The 20,772-nt window shown below is 47.7% G+C and carries 17 protein-coding genes; 4 read left to right on the top strand and 13 right to left on the bottom strand.

Translation table 11 applies throughout. The features are described from left to right. Positions 1 to 77: 77 nt before the first annotated feature. From D9Y29_RS11895 to D9Y29_RS11885, 3 genes are all read left to right on the top strand, one after another. The gene (locus tag D9Y29_RS11895) at positions 78 to 914 is read left to right on the top strand and encodes an SdiA-regulated domain-containing protein (RefSeq protein WP_127128340.1); all 837 of its coding nucleotides are present in this window, start codon (positions 78 to 80) and stop codon (positions 912 to 914) included. A gap of 149 nt (positions 915 to 1,063) precedes the next feature. Then, positions 1,064 to 4,705 (top strand): BamA/TamA family outer membrane protein, encoded by a 3,642-nt coding sequence (locus D9Y29_RS11890; RefSeq protein ID WP_127128338.1) that lies wholly within the window; start codon positions 1,064 to 1,066, stop codon positions 4,703 to 4,705. A gap of 58 nt (positions 4,706 to 4,763) precedes the next feature. Beyond that, positions 4,764 to 5,282, top strand: coding sequence for a DUF4251 domain-containing protein (locus D9Y29_RS11885; protein WP_164735383.1), 519 nt, complete (start codon positions 4,764 to 4,766; stop codon positions 5,280 to 5,282). A gap of 72 nt (positions 5,283 to 5,354) precedes the next feature. On the opposite strand, the gene D9Y29_RS11880 is transcribed toward D9Y29_RS11885, so the two are convergent. From D9Y29_RS11880 to D9Y29_RS11825, 12 genes are all read right to left on the bottom strand, one after another. Beyond that, positions 5,355 to 7,760, bottom strand: a complete 2,406-nt coding sequence (locus tag D9Y29_RS11880) for a hypothetical protein (protein WP_127128334.1) — start codon at positions 7,758 to 7,760, stop codon at positions 5,355 to 5,357. 367 nt (positions 7,761 to 8,127) lie between these two features. Beyond that, complete coding sequence (gene nth, locus D9Y29_RS11875) at positions 8,128 to 8,820, bottom strand: endonuclease III (RefSeq protein WP_127128332.1); 693 nt, start codon at positions 8,818 to 8,820, stop codon at positions 8,128 to 8,130. Positions 8,821 to 8,912: 92 nt separating this feature from the next. Further along, entirely contained in the window at positions 8,913 to 9,152 is a 240-nt protein-coding gene (locus tag D9Y29_RS11870) for a hypothetical protein (protein ID WP_127128330.1), read from the bottom strand. Between the two features lie 256 nt (positions 9,153 to 9,408). Next, positions 9,409 to 9,705: an FtsB family cell division protein gene (locus D9Y29_RS11865; RefSeq protein ID WP_127128328.1), complete on the bottom strand. Its 297-nt coding sequence runs from the start codon at positions 9,703 to 9,705 to the stop codon at positions 9,409 to 9,411. 102 nt (positions 9,706 to 9,807) lie between these two features. After that, positions 9,808 to 11,097, bottom strand: a complete 1,290-nt coding sequence (gene eno / locus D9Y29_RS11860; protein ID WP_127128326.1) for a phosphopyruvate hydratase — start codon at positions 11,095 to 11,097, stop codon at positions 9,808 to 9,810. Positions 11,098 to 11,106: 9 nt separating this feature from the next. Beyond that, positions 11,107 to 12,027 (bottom strand): gliding motility-associated ABC transporter ATP-binding subunit GldA, encoded by a 921-nt coding sequence (gene gldA, locus D9Y29_RS11855; protein WP_127128324.1) that lies wholly within the window; start codon positions 12,025 to 12,027, stop codon positions 11,107 to 11,109. Between the two features lie 24 nt (positions 12,028 to 12,051). Beyond that, entirely contained in the window at positions 12,052 to 12,690 is a 639-nt protein-coding gene (locus D9Y29_RS11850; protein WP_127128322.1) for a carbonic anhydrase, read from the bottom strand. 118 nt (positions 12,691 to 12,808) lie between these two features. Further along, the gene (locus D9Y29_RS11845) at positions 12,809 to 13,432 is read right to left on the bottom strand and encodes a carbonic anhydrase (RefSeq protein ID WP_127128320.1); all 624 of its coding nucleotides are present in this window, start codon (positions 13,430 to 13,432) and stop codon (positions 12,809 to 12,811) included. A gap of 4 nt (positions 13,433 to 13,436) precedes the next feature. After that, positions 13,437 to 15,032, bottom strand: a complete 1,596-nt coding sequence (locus D9Y29_RS11840; protein ID WP_127128318.1) for a SulP family inorganic anion transporter — start codon at positions 15,030 to 15,032, stop codon at positions 13,437 to 13,439. Positions 15,033 to 15,257: 225 nt separating this feature from the next. Further along, a complete protein-coding gene (locus D9Y29_RS11835) occupies positions 15,258 to 15,632 on the bottom strand; it encodes a hypothetical protein (protein WP_127128316.1) in 375 nt (124 codons plus the stop codon). Positions 15,633 to 15,791: 159 nt separating this feature from the next. Continuing rightward, positions 15,792 to 16,031: a DUF6814 family protein gene (locus tag D9Y29_RS11830; protein ID WP_127128314.1), complete on the bottom strand. Its 240-nt coding sequence runs from the start codon at positions 16,029 to 16,031 to the stop codon at positions 15,792 to 15,794. A 10-nt stretch (positions 16,032 to 16,041) separates the two neighbouring features. Beyond that, positions 16,042 to 17,556 (bottom strand): MFS transporter, encoded by a 1,515-nt coding sequence (locus tag D9Y29_RS11825; RefSeq protein WP_127128312.1) that lies wholly within the window; start codon positions 17,554 to 17,556, stop codon positions 16,042 to 16,044. A gap of 134 nt (positions 17,557 to 17,690) precedes the next feature. On the opposite strand from D9Y29_RS11825, the gene acs reads away from it, so the two are divergent. Further along, positions 17,691 to 19,604, top strand: a complete 1,914-nt coding sequence (gene acs, locus D9Y29_RS11820) for an acetate--CoA ligase (protein WP_127128310.1) — start codon at positions 17,691 to 17,693, stop codon at positions 19,602 to 19,604. 484 nt (positions 19,605 to 20,088) lie between these two features. Here acs and D9Y29_RS11815 read toward each other — a convergent pair whose 3' ends face one another. Beyond that, on the bottom strand, positions 20,089 to 20,643 hold the full coding sequence (locus D9Y29_RS11815) for a L,D-transpeptidase family protein (protein WP_127128308.1): 555 nt from the start codon (positions 20,641 to 20,643) through the stop codon (positions 20,089 to 20,091). Positions 20,644 to 20,772: the final 129 nt, after the last annotated feature.

The following is a 20,772-nucleotide window of genomic DNA, read 5'->3' as shown; positions in this document are numbered from 1 at the left end:
ATTAAGCAATAAAAGATTGTATATTTAAATATCGATTCCCTGCCCCAACTTTGTATCCCAATAAGTGTTGTTGTTTTATGAACAGAATCAATTCCTGTATCCTTTTCATATTGCTGATTACCGGCTTTTCCGGATGTACCGGACAGGGTAAATCCTTTGTACCCTCTATTCCCGGCTATGACGCCTCCAGGAAAACCACCCTGGTGCTGGACAAAGACCTGCTGGAAATCTCAGGCATGTTCTGGCTCCCCAATAATACCATCGCGGCCATCAACGACGAAGAAGGAAAAGTTTTCCTGGTGGACCCGGAAGACGGCGACCTCCGGGTGAGGAAATTTGGTAAGAAGAGGGATTATGAAGATATCGTGCAATTAGACAGTTTCTATTTTGTGCTTGAAAGCAATGGCAATATCCACCGGGTACCCGTAAACGTAAAACACGTGGAAGATGAATTCGAGTTCCATCGCAAGAAGAAGATCGAGTTCGAAAGCCTTTATATCGATCCCAATAACCAGCTCATCCTGCTGTCTAAAGAACAAAGGGAATCAAAGAAAGGCGTGCTGGCCTATAGCTTTAACCCCATTACCCTGCAATTTTCCGATACGCCGGTATATGCCATCAGGTGGAAAGATATCCGCAACCAGTTCAAGAACAACAATGTGGAATTCAAACCATCGGCAGCCGCTATCCATCCGGTAAAACGGACCCTGTTCATTGTGGCCAGTGTTGGCAAAGCCATGCTGGAAACGAGTTTGGAAGGAGAAGTGCTTGCGGCTTATCAACTCAATCCCGATCAGTTCCCTCAACCCGAAGGCCTCACCTTCGCTCCGAATGGGGACATGTATATCTCCAATGAAGGAGTGGACGGTAAAGGAACGATATTGAAATTCCCCTATAGCGGGAACTCAAAATAAACAGCGTGCCGCCAGTCGCTCGCCTCCCGGCGAGTGACTTTTGTTTAGTCGCCTCCGGCGACGCGGTGTTCGCCGGAGGCGAACAAATACCAGTCACTCGCCGGGAGGCGAACGACTGGGCACACAATAAGTAATATCAATATTTCTGTATGAATAGGATCTATACCTGGCTGGTTTTATTGCTGATCTTCTCAACCGCGTCCGCATCAGCGCAGGATTCGCTTGCACATCGCATCATCCTCGTAGGAGATGCCGGCAAACAGATCGATGGCCGTCACCCTGAACTGGAACTGATGAAGTCACTCTTCAACCTAGACGCCCGCACCACTGTACTCTTCCTCGGCGACAATGTGTACCAACACGGTCTGCCAGACTCCACTGCTTCCAATTATCCCGAAAAGAAAAAGATCCTCGATGATCAGATCAACTCCGTAAAAGGTACTGCAGCGCAGGCATGGTTCATGCCGGGAAACCACGACTGGAACAAGGGCAAACACAATGGTTTCGCCCAGATCCTGCACCAGGCGCGTTATGTGGAATCCTTACAGATACCAAATATTCATTTTGCACCGCTCGAAGGATGTCCCGGCCCCGTAGAAGTGAAACTCACTGATGAGATCACCCTGCTGATCATCGACAGCCAGTGGTGGTTCCAGCAAGAAGGCCGCCCCGGCGAAACCTCCGACTGTGATTGCAAAACCAATGATGAGCTCACACTTGCCATTAAAGATGCACTCTATCGCAACCGCAATAAACTCGTGATCTTCGCTGCCCACCATCCTTTCAGAACACATGGTGAGCACGGCGGATACTTCACTTTCAAACAACATTTATTCCCGCTTACCGAAGTGAACGAGAACCTGTATATCCCACTGCCTGTTATCGGTTCCATATACCCGTTATCCCGCTCCTGGTTCGGAAATATACAGGATATGCCACATCCCGTTTACAAGAAATATATTCAGTCGCTGGACACTTTGCTCAACAAACATCCTTATTCCATCAGGGTTTCAGGGCATGAGCATACACTGCAATACATGACGGAAAATGGACAGCAACATATCGTCAGCGGAGCCGGCTCCAAGCAAAGCCAGGTGAAATACGGAAAAGATACGCGCTTCGCCAATAAAGGCACCGGCTTTGGCGTACTGGATATTTCCACCAATGGAAGCATCACGCTTACTTTCTATTCCTCCCTCTCGAAGGAAGCCAATCATGTATTGTATCAAACATCATTACCTGCATTTAAATCTCCTGGCCTGGAAGAAGCAGCAGTTGCCATTCCAAATCTACCGGACTCCTTCACTACTGTCACTGCGCCCTACTATAAAGCCAACCGCTTCAAGAGATGGTTGCTGGGAGACAATTACCGGAAAGAATGGACTACACCTCTCACTGTTCCTGTATTCGATATGGGTAAAGTGCGTGGCGGCCTCAAGCCTACCAAACGCGGCGGCGGTATGCAGTCCCGCTCGCTCAGGCTGGAAGATGCTGAAGGCCGCGAGTTCGTATTGCGCAGCGTGGAGAAGTATCCCGACAAAACCCTGCCGGAAGAGTTCCGTCAAACATTCGTGAAAGATGCAGTGGTAGACGGCATTTCAGCCTCTTACCCATTTGCAGCGCTCTCGGTGCCGCCACTGGTTACTGCAGCACAGATACCGCATGCCAATCCCAAACTGGTATGGCTACCCGATGATCCGCGCCTGCTCCAGTTCAGGCAGGACTTTGCCAATGGCCTTTATCTTTTTGAAGAAAGAGAACCACTCGAACTTTCTAAAACCTGGAGTACTGAAAAAGTGATCGAAAAGTTGCAGGAAGACAATGATAATAAAACTGATCAGAAAGCTGTCTTACGGGCAAGGCTACTCGATCTGTTCATCATGGACTTCGACCGTCATGAAGACCAGTGGCGCTGGGGCGCTCCCGAAACCGCCAAAGGAAAGGGAAAGATCTATTTCCCTATTCCCCGCGACCGTGATCAGGCCTTCTTCACCAATGATGGCGTTATTCCCAAACTCATCAGCCAACCCTGGCTCATTCCAAAATTCCAGGGCTTCCGCGCAAAAGCAAGGAATATCAATACTTTCAACTTCAATGGAAGGTATTTCGACCGTTCCTTCCTGAACGATCTCAGCGAATCCGACTGGGCCGAAGGTGTAGACTCCTTCCTGCCTCTCATGACGGATTCCGCCATCCGCCTGGCTTTGCAGCAACAACCACAGGAGATCCAGAACGATGCCGTTCCCCATATCATCAAAACCCTTCAGGAAAGAAGGAACAATTTGAAGAAAGAAGCATTGACCTATTATCGCTTCCTCTCCAAAGAAGTGGACGTGGCCGGTTCAGACAAACGTGAGTTGTTCGAGATCACGCGCAATGAAGACGGCTCCGTGAAAGTGGTGGTGCGCAAGATCAATAAAGAAGGGGAAGAAACGAAAAAACTGTACAGCCGTACTTTCCGTCATGGTGAAACCAAAGAGATCCGTTTGTACGGAATGGGAGGCGAAGATAAGTTCGTGCTCAACGGCGATGGCCGCAAAAGCATTCTCGTGCGCATCATCGGCGGAGCGGGAGCAGATACGATCGATAATTCGGCTACCCATTCCAGTGGTAGCAAGACCCGTGTATACGATCTCAAAACAGAGGCCAATGTGATCACAGGTGCAGGAAAAGAGCTGAAGAAATTCTCCTCCGATCCCGCCGTGAATGAATATGACCGCAAATCATTCCGCTACAATATCTGGGCACCCCTGGTCAATGCCGCCTTCAATCCTGACGATGGCGTTTTCCTGGGCGCAGGTTTCAAATACACCGGCAATAAATTCCGCCGCAATCCTTCCGTGATACACAAATTACTGGTAAGCCATGCACTGGCAACCAATGCCTTCACCATCCGCTACAGCAGCGATTTCCGCAAAGCGATCGGCAGATCTGACATCTTCGTATATGCGAACCTGAATGCGCCGGATTATGTGACCAACTTCTTCGGACTTGGTAATGAAACCAATTACAATAAAGATGCACCAGGCAAGATCGATTATTATCGCGCACGCTACAACAAAGGCGATATGGCTGTATTGCTGAAGCGCGAGATCACTAACTGGCTGGCCATCGGTATCGGTCCATCTTTCCAGTATTTCCGTCCGGATGAAGACGAGAACCAGGGCAGGTTCCTTTCCAATTTCGCAGAGAACGGACTGGATCCGAAAACCTTGTTCGCGGACAAATCCTACCTGGGTGGTCAGTTCAATATGAATATCGATACACGCGATAATGAAGTGATGCCTTCACGCGGTACGTTCTGGCAATCATCGCTCAAAGTATTGCGCGGCCTCAATGATAATTCCGGCTACCTCACGCAGTTGAATTCCGATATGGCTCTCTATTTTCCTTTAAGCAGCACAGCGGGCACAGTGATTGCAACCCGTTTTGGAGGAGGGATCAATTTCGGGAAATATGAATTCTTCCAGGCTCAGTATCTGGGTAATACGGAGAACCTGCGTGGATTCAGGAAATACCGCTTCGCGGGAAAATCGATGTTGTACAACAATACCGAGCTGCGCATCAAGGTAACTGATTTCAGGACCTACCTGCTGCCCGGCGCCATCGGTATAGTTGCATTCAATGATATTGGCCGTGTATGGGTTGATCATGATCAATCCAATGTTTGGCACCACGGTTATGGCGGAGGCATCTGGCTGGGCATTGTAAAAAGGATTGTATTGACTGCCAGCCTCACTTCGTCCAAAGAAAGCACCCTGCCCCTTTTAACGTTTGGTTATCAGTTCTGATTTTGACCTTAACATTTTCCTGCCGTCTAATGAGGGCATAACAATTAAAATGTTAACCATGAGAATAGTACAGAACGCGTTGAAAGCCTCTTTGTTACTCCTGCTCTTCGTTACTGCCTTTACAACAGTGGCCAGTGCACAAACAAAGCAGGAAAAAGAAGCTGCAAAAGCAGCCGAGGTAAAAAAACTGGTAGACGGTCAACGTTATGTGTTCATCGCTCAAACAGTATTACCTCAATCCGGCCGGACAAGACAGGTAACGCCGGACTTCGATTTTACGGTAACTAAAGATACCATCATTTCTTACCTGCCCTATTTCGGAAGGGCCTTCCAGGCAACCCGGACTACAGAAGGTGGCATCAAATTTGAATCTAAAGATTTTGAATACACGAAAACCGATGGAAAGAAAGGTGGATGGGATATCCTGATCAAGCCGAAGGATGCGAACGATATTCAATCCGTTCGGTTGAACATCACCGAAAGTGGTTATGCTTATCTTCAGGTACAGAGCAATAACCGTCAACCGATCTCTTACAACGGTTATGTTACCGAAATAAAAACAAAAAAGAAAAAATAGAACTCATTTTTCCGAGAAAAGCAAAGGGCTATCCAGTGATGGGTAGCCCTTGTTTATTGAAATGGGGAATGATCATTTATTTACGCCCGCCAGTTTTCTTCCTTCTTTTTCCCGGTCATCTTCTTCTGATTCTATTTCCAGGTTCACGCCTACTCTCAGGGCTTTCAATCCACTTACACCCTGCAATTCTTCCAGTTCCAGTCTTTCCACTTCTCCACGGAGCAATCCCTGGTTTTGCAGGTATTCGATATACTCCAGGTATTCGAAGGCTTCCTGTTGCTGCGAATATACGATGGCGATATAACCAGGTTTGGTCAACCTTTCATTGGAATCTTTCAGGTGTACCTTATCGATCCTTTTCTTGATGATCTCGTAACGGATATTGTATGCGCCGTCCACATCGAACTTGCGTTCCGCAGTGCGGAAGCTGATGGAGATCGGGTGGCTATGCGCAAGGATCAGTTGGCTGGTCTGCAATGGCATGGCCAGTTGTTTCTCCAGTGAATGCGTGAGCCTGGCGGCTTTCGCCAGTGTGCTCAGTTGCCAGATCTTGAGGTTGCGCAGGTAGAAGAAATCGAATTTCTTTTCGGGCGTGATGGACTGACCGATATAGATATTGAAGTCCACACCATCTGTTACGAACCTTTCAAAATAATGCGGGAAGATCTGCTGCGCCATTTTCTGTTCATGATCGATGAATCGCGCAACTTCATTGTTTATTTGTGTAATGCTGTCTTCATATTTCTTTCTGTGATGGTACACCATTTCAACAGGTGAGTCCACCGCTTCAAAGTATTTGTTGATCGGTTTATTCAATGATGGCATGATGGATTGCAGGTGCTTGAACAACTGCACCACTTCCACTTTCAGGAATTGCAGGATACTCAGTTCATCATCCGCGAACAGGATATTGGACACGGAGTGAATGTATTTCCTGATCTTGAAATTGGTTTCATCCAGCAGGGGGAAAGGATGATCTTTCTTTGCTGCCAGCACGATATCGTTCGCCTGGTTCAGTTGTTCCAGTAGATCGAGCTGTATGGAATGATTCCTCTCAACGGAAGAATTGCGGATATCGATGGCGCCATAGAGCGGATACACTCCTTCAAACACGATTGGTTCGATCTTCACTTCGCCATCTCCCTTATCCATGCCCGTGAGGTAGTTGAGAGCGGCTTCAGTGAAGCGCCATTCAACGGCATCCTGTACAGCAGTGAACTGGTCTTTGATCACGCGGTCCACCTGGTGGTCAAGGTTCTCCTGCGCTTTTTCCATCGCGATCCTGAAGAGTGGAATGGCTGGCTCGATCCTGAGCACATGCTCGGGCTGGAATCTTCCTTTTTCTTCTGTAACGATGATCAGCACACCCATCATTTCTTTGTTATCTCCGAAGAGGGGGCAGATGATGGCGCTTCTCCAACCGAACTCTGCCATGAATGTGAGGAAGGGATAACGCATTACTGCCTCTTCATTGATCTCGTTCACCAGTAATGGCTTCGGATTCTTTGCAAAGGCGGTGGTCACTGCCTGGTAAAGGTATTGCAGCTTTTCAGGCGATGGCTTGCGCTTTACGATATACTCGTCCATAGTGGTGTAGAACTCGGAGAGTACCATATGGTTGTTCACCTGGAAGAAAGGCTTCACGGCAGTTTTCACACCGGGCACACCCAGAAGATTTTGCACCTGGTTCTGCAGGTCGCCAAACAGTTCAGTATCAGCGAAATTGTTCAGGTGAAGGAGTTTGTCGCGAATGATATTCAATACTTCTCTTTCCGTTACTTCCCAGATGCGGATGATCACCATGCCTTCGAACTCGAATTTGTCCAGCGGAAGGGCGGTACGCAGGCCGGGCACATGATCGATACCCCCACCAGCTTTCACACAGCCGATCTGCACTTCATCGGGCAGTGGCGGTAATTCGCCTCTTACACGAACATCGAGGAACCTGGTATCGATTTCCAGTTCCATGTATCGGTCCAGGCCTGTTTCCGGGCATTTGTAGGGTTCTACCATGCGCACGGTATCGGTTTTATCGATATCGTAAAGTCTGCTGAGGATGAACTGATACATGCAATCTTCCTTGCCTGATTGAGGCGATCCACCACCACAGGCATCTGCTTCAGGAAGTGTGATATCATGTGTATGCGGGTCCACGATGAAGAGCTCGCGGAACTTTGTTGATTCATAGAACATCTTCATCTGGAAGGGGAAGCCCGCTCCGAAAAGATCTTCTTTATCGTTGAGGGTCACAGGAAACACTGTGGCCATCATTTGTTCTATGAGTGTTTTGTGTTTGTCCAGAACAGACAGATCATCGATCCTGCCTAATAGTTCAGGGTATTGCCGAACCTTGTTCAGCAGATCCTGGTACAACTGGCGGGTTCCTTCCCTGCCCTCCCGGATCATCTTCTCCCACTCCCGGATAAGGGGGGCGAAACTCAGATAAGAGTGCGGCGCCTGGGTAAAATTTGATTCCATTGATTGTCTGATTAATTACTGTTAATTACGCTAAAAAACTAAGTCCTCTCTAAGGGTAGACGGCTGGCTCGGTTGGATATTGTAAAATTACAATAATAACAGTGGGCCCGCCAAAAAGTTGGCGGACTAAACCCCGGGTTTAACCGGTTTTTCTCCGGTTTTGACCGGTAGTACTGTTGCGTTGGCAGTAACCTAAATGTTAGTGGTTGAACTTTGGCGGAGTGTGCCCAATCGCTCGCCTCCGGCGAGTGATTTATATTTTAAGCGCCTCTGGCGCCGCAATGTTCGCCGGGAGGCGAACAAATATAAGTCACTCGCCGGAGGCGAGCGACTGCCAGCACCCTGTTATTTTACTGCCAGCACCCTGTTATTTTTTTGCAGCCTTCTTTCGTTTTTCATTCAGCGCTTTGATCTCTTCCTTCATTACCACGTTCTGATAATATTTGCAGGCAGGTTTCAGTCCGCATTCGGCGCATTTGGGATTTCGGGCCACGCAGATATATCGTCCGTGAAGAATGAGCCAATGGTGCGCGATATGCACCAGGTCTTCCGGAATGAATTGTAACAATTGTTTTTCCGTTGCCAGTGGAGTGGTGGCCTTAACGGTGAGGCCTATACGCGCAGACACGCGGAACACATGCGTGTCCACGGCCATGTTCGGCTGCTTGTCTATCACAGAGGTGATCACATTGGCAGTTTTGCGGCCAACGCCGGGAAGCTGTACCAGCTCTTCAACAGTATGCGGGATCTCGCCACCGAACTGCTGCTCCACCATCTGGGCCATCCCGATGAGGTGTTTGGTCTTGTTATTCGGATAGGAGATGCTCCTGATGAGCGGGAACAGCTTGTCAAATGTGGCTTTGGCCAGATGTTTCGTATCCGGGTAATGCTCAAATATTGCCGGCGTGGTCATGTTCACGCGCTTGTCTGTACATTGTGCAGACAGGATCACCGCTACCAGTAACTGGTAGGGATTATCGTACAACAATTCAGTTTCCGCATTGGGTGCGTGCTCCTGAAAATAATGGATTACAAAGTCGAAACGTTCTTTTCTTGTCATCGGATCCTGGTGATGACTGCGAATTTACGGGAGAAGGGTTATTCACCGAACAGCCTGGCTAATCAAATCAGGCTATCAGTCGGGGGATTGGATCAGTGTTGCACCGATTCTGTGGCCGTTTGGCGGGCATAGTTGAGCACATTCAGTACTGCTTCATGCCTGGGTGATTCTACCAGGGAGTTGAGCGTTTTCCTGGATGCTTTCAGCACTTCCAGCTTTTCACGAAGGGTCCAGTCTTCCTGTAAAGCGGCCTCTATCGCTGCGGTTTTCCCGGGGGAAGTTTCATTATACAAATACTGTACGAGTTCCTCTGGTGTAAAGAGAACTGTCATAGGCAATCCTTTTTGTCCTTGAATAAATAGTTCCGAAGAGTCAATTCGGATGTCCGTCCGTGATTAATAAACGTGGGTTGGTTCCTCTTTATTGTACAAAGGTATTGGAAATATAATATGCAGGAACAGGGGCTGGCAAGGTAAACCATTACCATCACCGGAAAAATAGTAAAACTACCAACGTGGACAAAGCCGGGAAAACTTTTAATGGGAAGGGTTGATAATCAGCTAATCACAACAGTATGGAACTGAATAATTATTCCGGAAGGATAAAAAGGTCTTCGTTATCCTTCTTCATCCAGTACTTCTCACGGGCAAATTTCTCCAGGGTGGATTTGTCCGATTTGAGTTGTTCAAGCTCCGATTTGGTTAAATTGATCTGGTCCAGGTAATAGTCCCGGCTCTCTTCCAGCTTGTGGAGCTCGGATCTGTGCTTGAAATATGTGGTGAAGATATCCTGGTCATCAAAGAAGAGGATCCAGACTACAAATACGAGGGTTGTCAGGATGTATTTGTTCTTTAACCAGGCCGGTATTCGGGAGATGAGCTTCATGTTGTATAAAATGGAGGATCAGAAAACGATAGCGAAAATCAGGCCGCTATCACTTTCTGATCCATCCGGAAAACTATTTGGAATTGAATTCAGTCAAAAAGCTTACTTACCAAATTTAATTCTTCCTTTCGGATAAATGGCAGTCTCTGCCAACATTTCTTCGATGCGGAGCAGTTGGTTATACTTGGCCATACGGTCTGTACGGCTGGCAGAACCAGTCTTGATCTGTCCGCAGTTCAGGGCAACAGCCAGGTCAGCGATAGTGGTATCTTCCGTTTCACCGCTGCGATGGCTCATGATGGTATTGAAACCATTGGTCTGTGCCAGTTGCACAGCATTGATGGTTTCAGTTACAGTTCCGATCTGGTTCACTTTGATCAGGATGCTGTTGGCGATATTCTTATCGATGCCTTGTTTCAGACGTTTAACGTTAGTCACGAAAAGATCGTCACCCACCAGCTGGCATTTGCTGCCGATGGCTTGCGTGAGATTCTTCCAGCCTTCCCAGTCGTCTTCAGCCATACCGTCTTCGATAGAAACGATAGGATATTGCTTCACCCAGTTGGCCCAGTAGTTCACCATTTCATCTGAGGTGATCACTTTATTGGTGCTCTTGTAGAATTTGTAGCCGTTTGTTTTTTCGTCCCACATCTCTGTACTGGCGGCGTCCATCGCGATAGCAATTTCTGATCCGGGTTTGTAACCGGCGGCAGTGATGGCTTCGAGTACAGTTTCGATCGCTTCTTCATTGCTCTGGATGTCCGGGGCAAAGCCACCTTCATCCCCAACGTTGGTGCTGTATCCTTTCTTTTTCAGAACGGATTTCAGGTGATGGAAGATCTCGACGCCCCAGCGCAGACCCTGGCTGAATGTTTCAGCGCCTACTGGGATCACCATAAATTCCTGGAAGTCGATCTTGTTGTCTGCATGCGCACCGCCATTGAGGATATTCATCATCGGGATAGGCAGTACGGTTGCATTCACGCCACCGAGGTAACGGAAGAGGGGAAGACCGGTTTCTTCAGCAGCAGCTTTTGCAACGGCCATTGAAACAGCCAGTGTGGCGTTGGCGCCCAGCTTTGCTTTATTATCAGTACCATCGATGTTGATGAGTTGCTCGTCTATATATGCTTGTTCAGTAACGTCGATGCCGATCAGTTGTTCAGCAATGATCTCGTTAACATTCTTTACTGCCTGCAAAACGCCTTTACCCATGTAAACGCCTTTGTCGCCATCACGCAGCTCAACAGCTTCGTGTTTTCCGGTTGATGCGCCACTGGGAACTGCGGCTCTTCCTGAGAATCCTTCTTCAGTGGTCACATCCACTTCCACAGTAGGATTACCACGGCTATCTAAGATCTGTCTTGCATGAATGTCAGCAATGTAACTCATGATTCAATTTTATTGTTTTGTTGATGATGATGTGAGGCTCCGGAAAACTTCTTCCAGACTTTGTTCACCGGATTGCAAAGAAACGATATTCAGATTGTGTTGCAAAGCCAGTTCCATCAATTGTTTATTAGCTTCCTGCACATCTTTGCAAACTAACTCCCATTCGTTAGGGGTGATACGGTTCACTTTGTCTACTGCGCTCAAACGCTCCATCCATGCAGCTTCCAGCGGTTCCTTGAAAATCACTTTCAGTGTGGCGGTATGATTTGAACGGCTGCGAAGCGCTGTGAGACTATCATCCGCCACCAGCTGGCCTTTGTTGATGATCACTACGCGATCGCAGATGGCTTCTACTTCCTGGAGGATATGGGAAGAAAAAATTACAGTCTTGTTCACACCCAATGTTCTGATCAGTTCCCTGATCTCGAGGATTTGATTGGGATCGAGGCCGGTAGTTGGTTCATCCAGCACCAGTACTTCGGGATCATGAATGAGTGCTGCTGCAAGGCCAACACGTTGCTTATATCCTTTGGACAACTGCCCGATCTTTTTTTTGCTTTCGGGTGTGAGACCAACAGTTTCGATCACTTTCCCGATGGTCTGTTTTTTATTTTGCACTTTATGTACATCGGCAATAAAGTCGAGATACTCTCTCACATACATATCGAAGTAAAGGGGGTTGGCTTCGGGCAGGTAACCGATCTTTGCCTTGGCTTCCAGCGGTCTTTCCATTACATCGATGCCGCAAACAACGGCCTGGCCTGCATCTGCAGCCAGGTATCCTGTGATGATCTTCATGGTGGTGCTCTTTCCGGCGCCATTGGGGCCGAGAAAACCAACGATCTCTCCCCTTCCGATAGCAAAGGACACATCGTTCACTGCTTTCTGTTCACCATAGTTCTTTGTGAGCCCTTTCACTTCAATGCTCATATCAATGTAGGATTTGTGAGATGTTTAGAACTGGTATTTATAAAGATCGTCTATAACGCTGCCGGCCTTCATTTCGTACGCAACATTGATAAGACCATCTTTGAGCCCATACACCCAACCGTGGAGATCGGGGCGTTGCTCCTGTTGCCAGGCTCTTTGGATGATAGATGTTTTAGCGAGATTGGTGAGTTGTTCTTTCACGTTGAGCTCAACCAGGCGGTCGAATTTCTTTTCTTCTTCCGTTAATGCATCCAGTTCATCGCGATGAAGACGGTATACGTCCTTGATATTGCGGAGCCACATATTCAGCACCAGTTTGTAGTCTGTGTTGGTCATGGCAGCTTTAACGCCGCCGCATCCATAGTGGCCGCAAACGATCACATGCTTCACTTTGAGATGGTTCACTGCATAATCCAGTACAGCCAGCAGGTTCACATCTGTATGCACTACCAGGTTGGCCACGTTGCGATGAACGAAGATCTCACCGGGTTGTGTATTGGTGATCTCATTGGCGGGAACGCGGCTGTCGCTGCAGCCGATCCACAGGAACTCGGGTGTTTGTAGTTGCGCGAGGCGGTGGAAATATTCAGGATCTCCGCTCACTTTACTGTTTGCCCATACTTTGTTTTCTGCCAATAGCTTTTTGTAGGATTCGCTCCACATACCAGTTGGATTTGATTCCCACAAATATAGCGGTATACGGGTAAAATCCGGCCAACAGTTCTGCTGCCCGGCTTACCCGCACACCGCTAATTAAACGGATGTATTGGTCAAAAATCGATTAAACGATCTGGTAGTTCAGCTTCTTCACCGGAGGTGCGAGGCTGAAGATTTGTTTGATATGACCATCTTTCAGGCCATATACCCAACCATGGATATGGGGCCTTTCTTCGCGCGCCCAAACCTTCTGGATAGTGGCGGTCTTGGCCAGGTTGAGCACTTGTTTGCGAACGTTATGCTCTACCATCAGGTTCACACGGTCAGCTTCATTTTCAAGTGCATCAATCTCCTTGCGGTTCTCTTCATAGAGTTCTTTGATGCCGAGGATCCACTTGTCGATGATGCCGAAGCTCTGGTCTGTCATAGCAGCTTTCACCCCACCACAGTTGTAGTGACCACAAACGATCACATGTTTCACTTTCAGATGCACTACTGCATATTCCAGTACACTGAGGCAGTTCACATCATCTTCCACTACCAGGTTGGCGATATTGCGGTGAACGAAGATCTCACCGGGAACAGTATTGGTGATCTCATTGGCAGGCACGCGGCTGTCGCTGCAACCAATCCAGAGGAACTCTGGCTTTTGTACATTTTCCAGTCTTTTGAAGAAGCCGGGATCTTCATTTACTTTTTCCTGTGCCCATGCTTTATTCTCGAGGAGTAATTTTTCAATTGCTTGCATAACATTAGTTTTTAGATGCCAGAATTTCCTGGTGAACTCCGTTTCCGTTCACAGAAAAGCCCTGGTCTTTGTAAACACTTTTTTTCAGTTCAACAGTAATGTCTTTCAATGGCGCTGCTTTCATGAAGTCTTCGATTACTTCCACCACGTCTTTATCGATGAAGTCCGCACGCTGTGCATCGATCATCACATAAGAATTCTCCGGAACTTTTTCCAGTTTGTTCTTGATGATGGGTTTATTGAGATAGCTCACATCTTTCCGCAGGCGGAACAGGTATTTGTTGCTGTCGTGTACAACAAATACAGCGGATTTGAAATTGCTTCTCAGTACAAAGAACATGGCTACCACACATCCGATGAAGATACCCATCAGCAGGTTGGTGAACAGGATCGCTACTACGGTGATCACAAAGGGAAGGAACTGCGTCCATCCTTTTTTGTAGAACTCCGCAAAGAGAGCGGGCTTACAGAGTTTATATCCTGTATAGATCAGTACCGCTGCCAGCGATGCATAAGGGATCAGGTTGAGCAGGAAGGGGATCAGCGCCACACAGAGCAGCAACAGAAGACCGTGCATGACTGCAGACATCTTGCTTTTCGCTCCTGCGTTGACGTTAGCAGAAGTACGAACGATCACAGATGTAATGGGAAGACCCCCGATCAAACCTGCGAGCATATTACCTGTTCCCTGCGCCATCAGCTCCCTGTTCTTGGGAGTAACGCGTTTGTACGGGTCCATCTCATCCGAAGCTTCGATATTCAGCAGGGTTTCAAGGCTCGCTACGATAGCCAATGTAATGGCGGTAGTCCACACAGTGATATTACCCAGGTGACTGAAGTCAGGGAATGAGAAGAAGGTGATGAACTCAGCAGGTGAGTTGGCCATCGGGATGTTCACCAGGTGTGAAGCTCCCAGCGCCAGCGCAGGGTTGGTGGCTTTCAGCCATTCATTAACGCCTACACCCAGCAATACAACGATCAGCGCCGAAGGGATCAACTTGAATGCCTTAGCTTTTTTAACCAGAACCTTGTCCCAGAATACCTGCAAGGCGATAGACACCACGCCCAATGCAAACGCAACAGGCAACATATATCTTACAGAATAGTAAAGCTCAGTAAATGTATTTCTGCCATCTTTCTGTTTGAATTCTTCATCACCCACAAAATCCGCATCAAATCCCATGAGGTGGGGGATCTGTTTCAGGATGAGGGTGAGACCGATGGCCGCCAGCATCCCTTTGATCACACCGGCAGGAATATAATCGCCCAACACACCCAGTTTCAGGTAACCTAAAATGATCTGGATGATACCAGATAACACTACCGCCAGCAGGAAGGCTTCAAACACCGGCAGTTTGCCGATAGCTCCCGATACAATAGTGATCAGACCTGCAGCGGGACCACTCACACTCAGCGGTGATTTACTGAGCAGACCAATCACAATACCACCCACGATACCGGCAATCAGACCTGAGAACGATGGGGCACCAGAGCCCAACGCAATCCCAAGACAGAGCGGCAGCGCCACTAAGAAAACCACAACCGAAGCAGGGAAGTCAGAGCCGAGTGAGCTCAGCAACCCCTTTTCTTTTTTGACCATAAAAATTATTTAATACATCCGTTTATAAGGAGTCGTTTATCGAATAAGACCATCATCTCCCAATCGCTATCCGTCCGTTTTTCGGATAACAATTACGACAAGTTCAGGGCAAATGAATGCGCACTTGAATTGTACAGAGATGGCAGTAACGCCATGCTATGCGTCCTAACAATTATTAGAATGGAATAACATCAGCTATGCGAAGCATAACTGTGCAAAGAAGATTTAAGCTTCGGGAGGGGGGGAAATGATTTCGAAATGAACAAGTTTCAATTGTTCGGCCTCGTGGATCTTATGACGGAACAATGCGTTGATCCAATATGGGTCCACTGAGCCTTCGCCCTCGTGGATATATTCTTCCTGGATAGTAATGGGACCGCCGGGAGATTTTTCATCGGGGCCGGCAGGATTCGGATTGCCTTGGGAACTGCAATCTTCATCAGCCTGTAAACATGAAAATTCAACATGCACCCTTGCATCACCTGAATAGATGAAGAAGTTGATACTGGTAAGCAGCAATAACAAACACATCAACCCTACGGAAAGGATGGCCCTCACCGCCGGACTTGTTCTGATATATTGTATTGTACTTCCTTTCATGTGTATTAACCGGAGAACAAAAATAATGCATCGCTACATGTAAAACCAAACTCTAATCGATTATTTAACAGAAAAGTGACCGTATTCAATTGACTATTAAATGCCAATTAATTCTCTGTTGATTAACAGCTTGCAAACATTTTTTGTTCAGCCGTTGTGTTAGATTTCATCAGATTTTTCGGGAAGACGACTGTATTCCCCTTTCAGAGCATAATATCCGAATATCATCAGACCAATGCAGATAGGAATGAATACGATGATGAATACAGCCCATTGAATCTTGGTGTCTATCACGGGTTTAGCTGCAATCTCATGTGCAGCAGTTTTGATCAGGTACCAGATGGCCACAGGCCCCAGCAGAAACCAAACCACACCCAATATTTTCTTCAGTGCGTTCATACACTTGTATTTAGTCGTTTACATTAGGATCGATCTTGTTGCTCACGTATACTGCGCCTATCACAAAGCAAAGGCCACCGATGATGATCGGATACCATAGCCCGCTCAGGTGATCATTTACATAAATAGTGGTCAGCAGCGTTGCAATGAATGGCGTGAGACCACCGAATACACCATTGCCGATATGATATGGCAGGCTCATACTGGTATACCTGATCTTGGTTGGGAAAAGCTCCACCAGGAAAGCGGCAATAGGACCATACACCATCGTTACATACGCCACCAGTACAAAGAGCCACCATACGGCTGTCCAGTAACCGCCGCTGCCCAGTTTCTTATCTTTATATACCACCATTGCTTCAGCACCGGCATCTTTTTCCATTACTGTTTTTACTTCCTTAAATATGGCTCCGTCAGTATAGTGGACCTCACTGGTAAGAACAACCGAATTACCAACCCTCTCCCGGGATAACAGTTTCCTTTTTTCCACTATTTCGGTTTTGGTGACAGGATCGCTGATCACCTGAAATTGTTTGAAGATATAATGATAGGTGGAGATGGCCAGCAACATACCGATCAGCATGATCCATTTCCTTCCGATCTTATCGCTCCATCCTCCAAACACTATAAAGAGCGGTGTAGCCGCAACGATAGCCCAGATAAGGATCGTACGGCTCTGATCGAAATCTATCTTACAAACATTTTCAATGAATGATTGCGCATAGAACTGCCCGCTATACCATACAACCCCCTGCCCCATGGTTGCGCCGAACAAAGCCAGCAGCACCATTTTCAGATTGGCCCTGTTACCGAAACTTTCCTTCAGCGGATTGGATGAAGTCTTCCCTTCAGATTTCAGTTTTGCAAAGAGCGGTGACTCCTGCATCTTCAAACGTATATATATAGATACGCCTACCAGTACGATGGACACCCAGAAAGGAATGCGCCATCCCCAGCTGTTGAATTTCTGAATGGAGGTTTGCAGATCGGGGTCAAGCGAATGCCGCGTCAACAGTATCACACCCAACGAAAGAAAGAGCCCCAGCGTTGCCGTGGTTTGGATCCAGCTGGTATAAAAACCACGACGGTTGGCAGGCGAATGTTCTGCAACGTAGGTGGCGGCGCCTCCGTATTCTCCGCCGAGTGCAAGCCCCTGCACCAATCGTAACAACAATACTAATAATGGTGCGGCAAAGCCGATGGTCTCATAGCCCGGCACCAATCCGATAGCGAATGTGGAGCCTCCCATAAGAACGAGCGTTAGTAAGAAAGTGTATTTTCTGCCGATGAGATCACCGAGGCGTCCGAATACCAACGCACCAAATGGTCTTACAATGAATCCGGCGGCGAATGTGGCCAGTGTTGAGAGCAAAGCAGCAGTAGGGTTACCTTTGGGGAAGAACTGATCAGCGATCACGGTGGCCAGACTTCCGAAAATATAGAAGTCGTACCACTCGATCAGCGTACCTACAGATGAGGCAGCAATCACTTTCCAGATCCCCCTGTTCGTTGCAGGAGTTTTCATGCAAGAAAGATAATGCAAAAAGCGAAATGTTGAACACACGACATTGATCCTGAAAAGATTTTAGAAATTTTCAAATGAACTTGAATTCATTTTGAATTAATTTTAGCCCTCATTACTTCAAAAAACGAGAGCCTATGTCATTCCCCTACCAGCTGAAAACGACAGCTGATTACCAAGCAGCGTATGAAAAAAGCGTTCAGGATCCCGAAGGGTTCTGGAGTGAGATCGCTTCGCATTTTACCTGGCGAAAAAAATGGGATACCGTACTGAACTGGGATTTCAAAAAACCAACCATCGAGTGGTTCAAAGGCGGTAAACTTAATATTACAGAGAATTGTATCGACAGGCACCTGGAAAAACTGGGCAATAAACCTGCTATCATCTGGGAACCGAATGATCCGGGCGAACACCATCGTGTGATCACTTACCGCGATCTTTATCACAAAGTAGTGCAGTTCGCAAATGTGCTCAAGAACAATGGTGTGAAGAAGGGCGACCGTGTTTGTATCTACATGGGCATGGTGCCGGAACTGGCCATTGCTGTTCTTGCAGCCGCGCGCATCGGGGCCATTCACTCCGTGATCTTCGGCGGCTTCAGCGCACAAAGCATTGCCGATCGTCTGCAGGATGCCAAAGCAGAATTCATAGTCACCTGCGATGGAGCCTATCGCGGCAATAAAGAAATTCCGCTCAAGAGTGTGATCGATGATGCACTGGTGCAATGCCCCTTCGTGAAAAGAGTGATCGTACTCACGCGCACACGTACGCCTATATCCATGATCAAAGGAAGGGATGTGTGGTGGGAAGATGAGATCCGCCTCGTGGAAACACAGGGCAGCCCTGATTGTCCAGCCGAAGAAATGGATGCGGAAGACATGCTCTTCATTCTCTACACTTCCGGCTCCACCGGCAAGCCCAAAGGTGTGGTACATACAGTCGGCGGCTATATGGTGTATACCAATTATTCATTCGTGAACGTATTCCAGTACCAGCCCGGGGATGTGCATTTCTGCACTGCCGATATCGGTTGGATCACCGGTCATAGCTATATCGTATATGGACCACTCAGTGCTGGCGCCACTTCACTGTTATTCGAAGGCGTACCTACCTGGCCCGATGCCGGCAGGTTCTGGGAGATCGTAGATAAATACAAAGTGAACATTCTCTATACAGCGCCCACTGCCATCAGAAGCCTGATGGGATTCGGACTGGAGCCGTTAAAGAACCGCGACCTCAGCTCACTTCGGGTACTCGGCACTGTTGGAGAGCCGATCAACGAGGAAGCATGGGCCTGGTACGATGAAAATATTGGAAAAAAGAAATGCCCCATTGTTGATACATGGTGGCAGACAGAAACTGGCGGCATCCTGATCTCCAATATTGCAGGCGTTACACCTGCCAAACCCACATTTGCTACATTGCCACTGCCCGGCGTTCAGCCCATTCTTGTTGATGAGAACGGTAAAGAAGTGGAAGGCAATGGCGTCAGCGGCAATCTCTGTATCAAGTTCCCCTGGCCCGGTATGCTGCGCACTACTTACGGAGATCATGAGCGTGCACGTCAGAATTATTTCGCTACATACGAGAACCTCTACTTCACCGGCGATGGTTGTCTCCGCGATGAAGACGGCAACTACCGTATCACTGGTCGCGTGGATGATGTGCTCAACGTGAGCGGTCACCGCATCGGTACGGCAGAAGTGGAGAATGCGATCAATATGCACACAGGAGTTGTGGAAAGCGCCGTAGTAGGCTATCCTCACGATATCAAAGGACAGGGCATCTACGCCTATGTTATCTTCCAGGGCCATCATGGCGATGATGAACTGACCCGCCGCGATATAACGTCTACCGTTAGCCGAATCATCGGGCCGATCGCCAAACCGGATAAGATCCAGTTTGTAAGCGGATTACCCAAAACAAGGAGCGGCAAGATCATGAGGCGTATTCTTCGCAAGATCGCGGAAGGTGAGATAAGCAATCTCGGAGACACTTCCACCTTGTTGGATCCCGGTGTTGTGGATGAAATAAAAAATGGAAAATTGTAAAGAAGAATATTTGAAGAAAAGAGAATGGCTGCCTGAACAAGGTGGCCATTTTTATTTCGCTGCCGCCAGTTGCTCGCGTCCCCGCGAGTGACTTGTATTTGCTCGCCTCCGGCGAGCACAACTGCAACAAACTGATCTCAAAGAAAAACCCCACGGCTGGAGTTGTGGGGTTTTCATAGAGTCGGAAACATTGACCGTTTTCTAAAGCCAATGTGTATGGCTGTTGATGTTTCCCTGTTGGATCATGGTTTTTCAGGATTCGGATTTCCTTCACAGTGGGTTACGGCGGACCCGCAACAAAGTGAATACAATTTGGTGATAAAGACAAGCATTGTGAGCAATTCGTTGCTGGTTGCGTATAAATCCTAACGAACAGCCAGTGAAAGTACTAGCTGCTGTGCAGAATTCATTGAGAATACTGGAAACCAAAAAGCGCTATTCCGGTTGATGGCCTGAATAGCGCCAATATTAATGTAATGGGAAATTATCGCTGGATCGTTACCCTTGTGCCAACCGGCAGGAATACTTCCAACTCATCCAGGTCTTCATTTTTGAGAGAAACACAACCATTGGTCCAGTTGGTATAATCATCTACCGAGAGATTGTCGTTTGGCCAGGTTCCATGGATAGCGATGCCGCCTCCTATTTTTGCCGAGCCGGGAATCTTACCTGACGCCTTCCGTTGCTTGAATTTTTCCCAGCTGCTTTGATTGGGATAGTCCAGCATCAGCATCTTATGCCATTTCTGATGGGGCCTTTTGGAGATGATCTTGAAATTGCCTTCCGGCGTTCTGCGGTCCCCTTCCATCATTTTATCTGAAAGGTCCTTATTTCCGAATACCACCGGGTAAGTGCCATACCATCCTTCATCGTCATACACTTTCAATTCGTAATCCGATTTATCTACTACAATGTAGACAATGCCAACAGGGCCTGCTTTGTAATTCGCTCTGTAAGTGGTTTTCTTTTTGGTTTCTTCAAATGCTGTGTTCACCACTACCAAAAACAACAGCACAGTAACAACTGCTAAGCGCTTCATGATAACCAGGTTTTTTGCGTAGAATCCGGGCAATAAGTATGGATTTCGTGAACGTGGTTGTTGATCGTTTTGATCCGGAGCGGGCTCCGGTCCTACGCAAGTTAACGCCGGTACATCGAAATTATTTTT

The sequence above is a fragment of the Pseudoflavitalea rhizosphaerae genome (assembly GCF_003991355.1).
In the GTDB taxonomy this organism is placed as follows: Bacteria; Bacteroidota; Bacteroidia; order Chitinophagales; family Chitinophagaceae; genus Pseudobacter; species Pseudobacter rhizosphaerae.
This window is presented reverse-complemented; position numbering and strand designations above follow the sequence as displayed.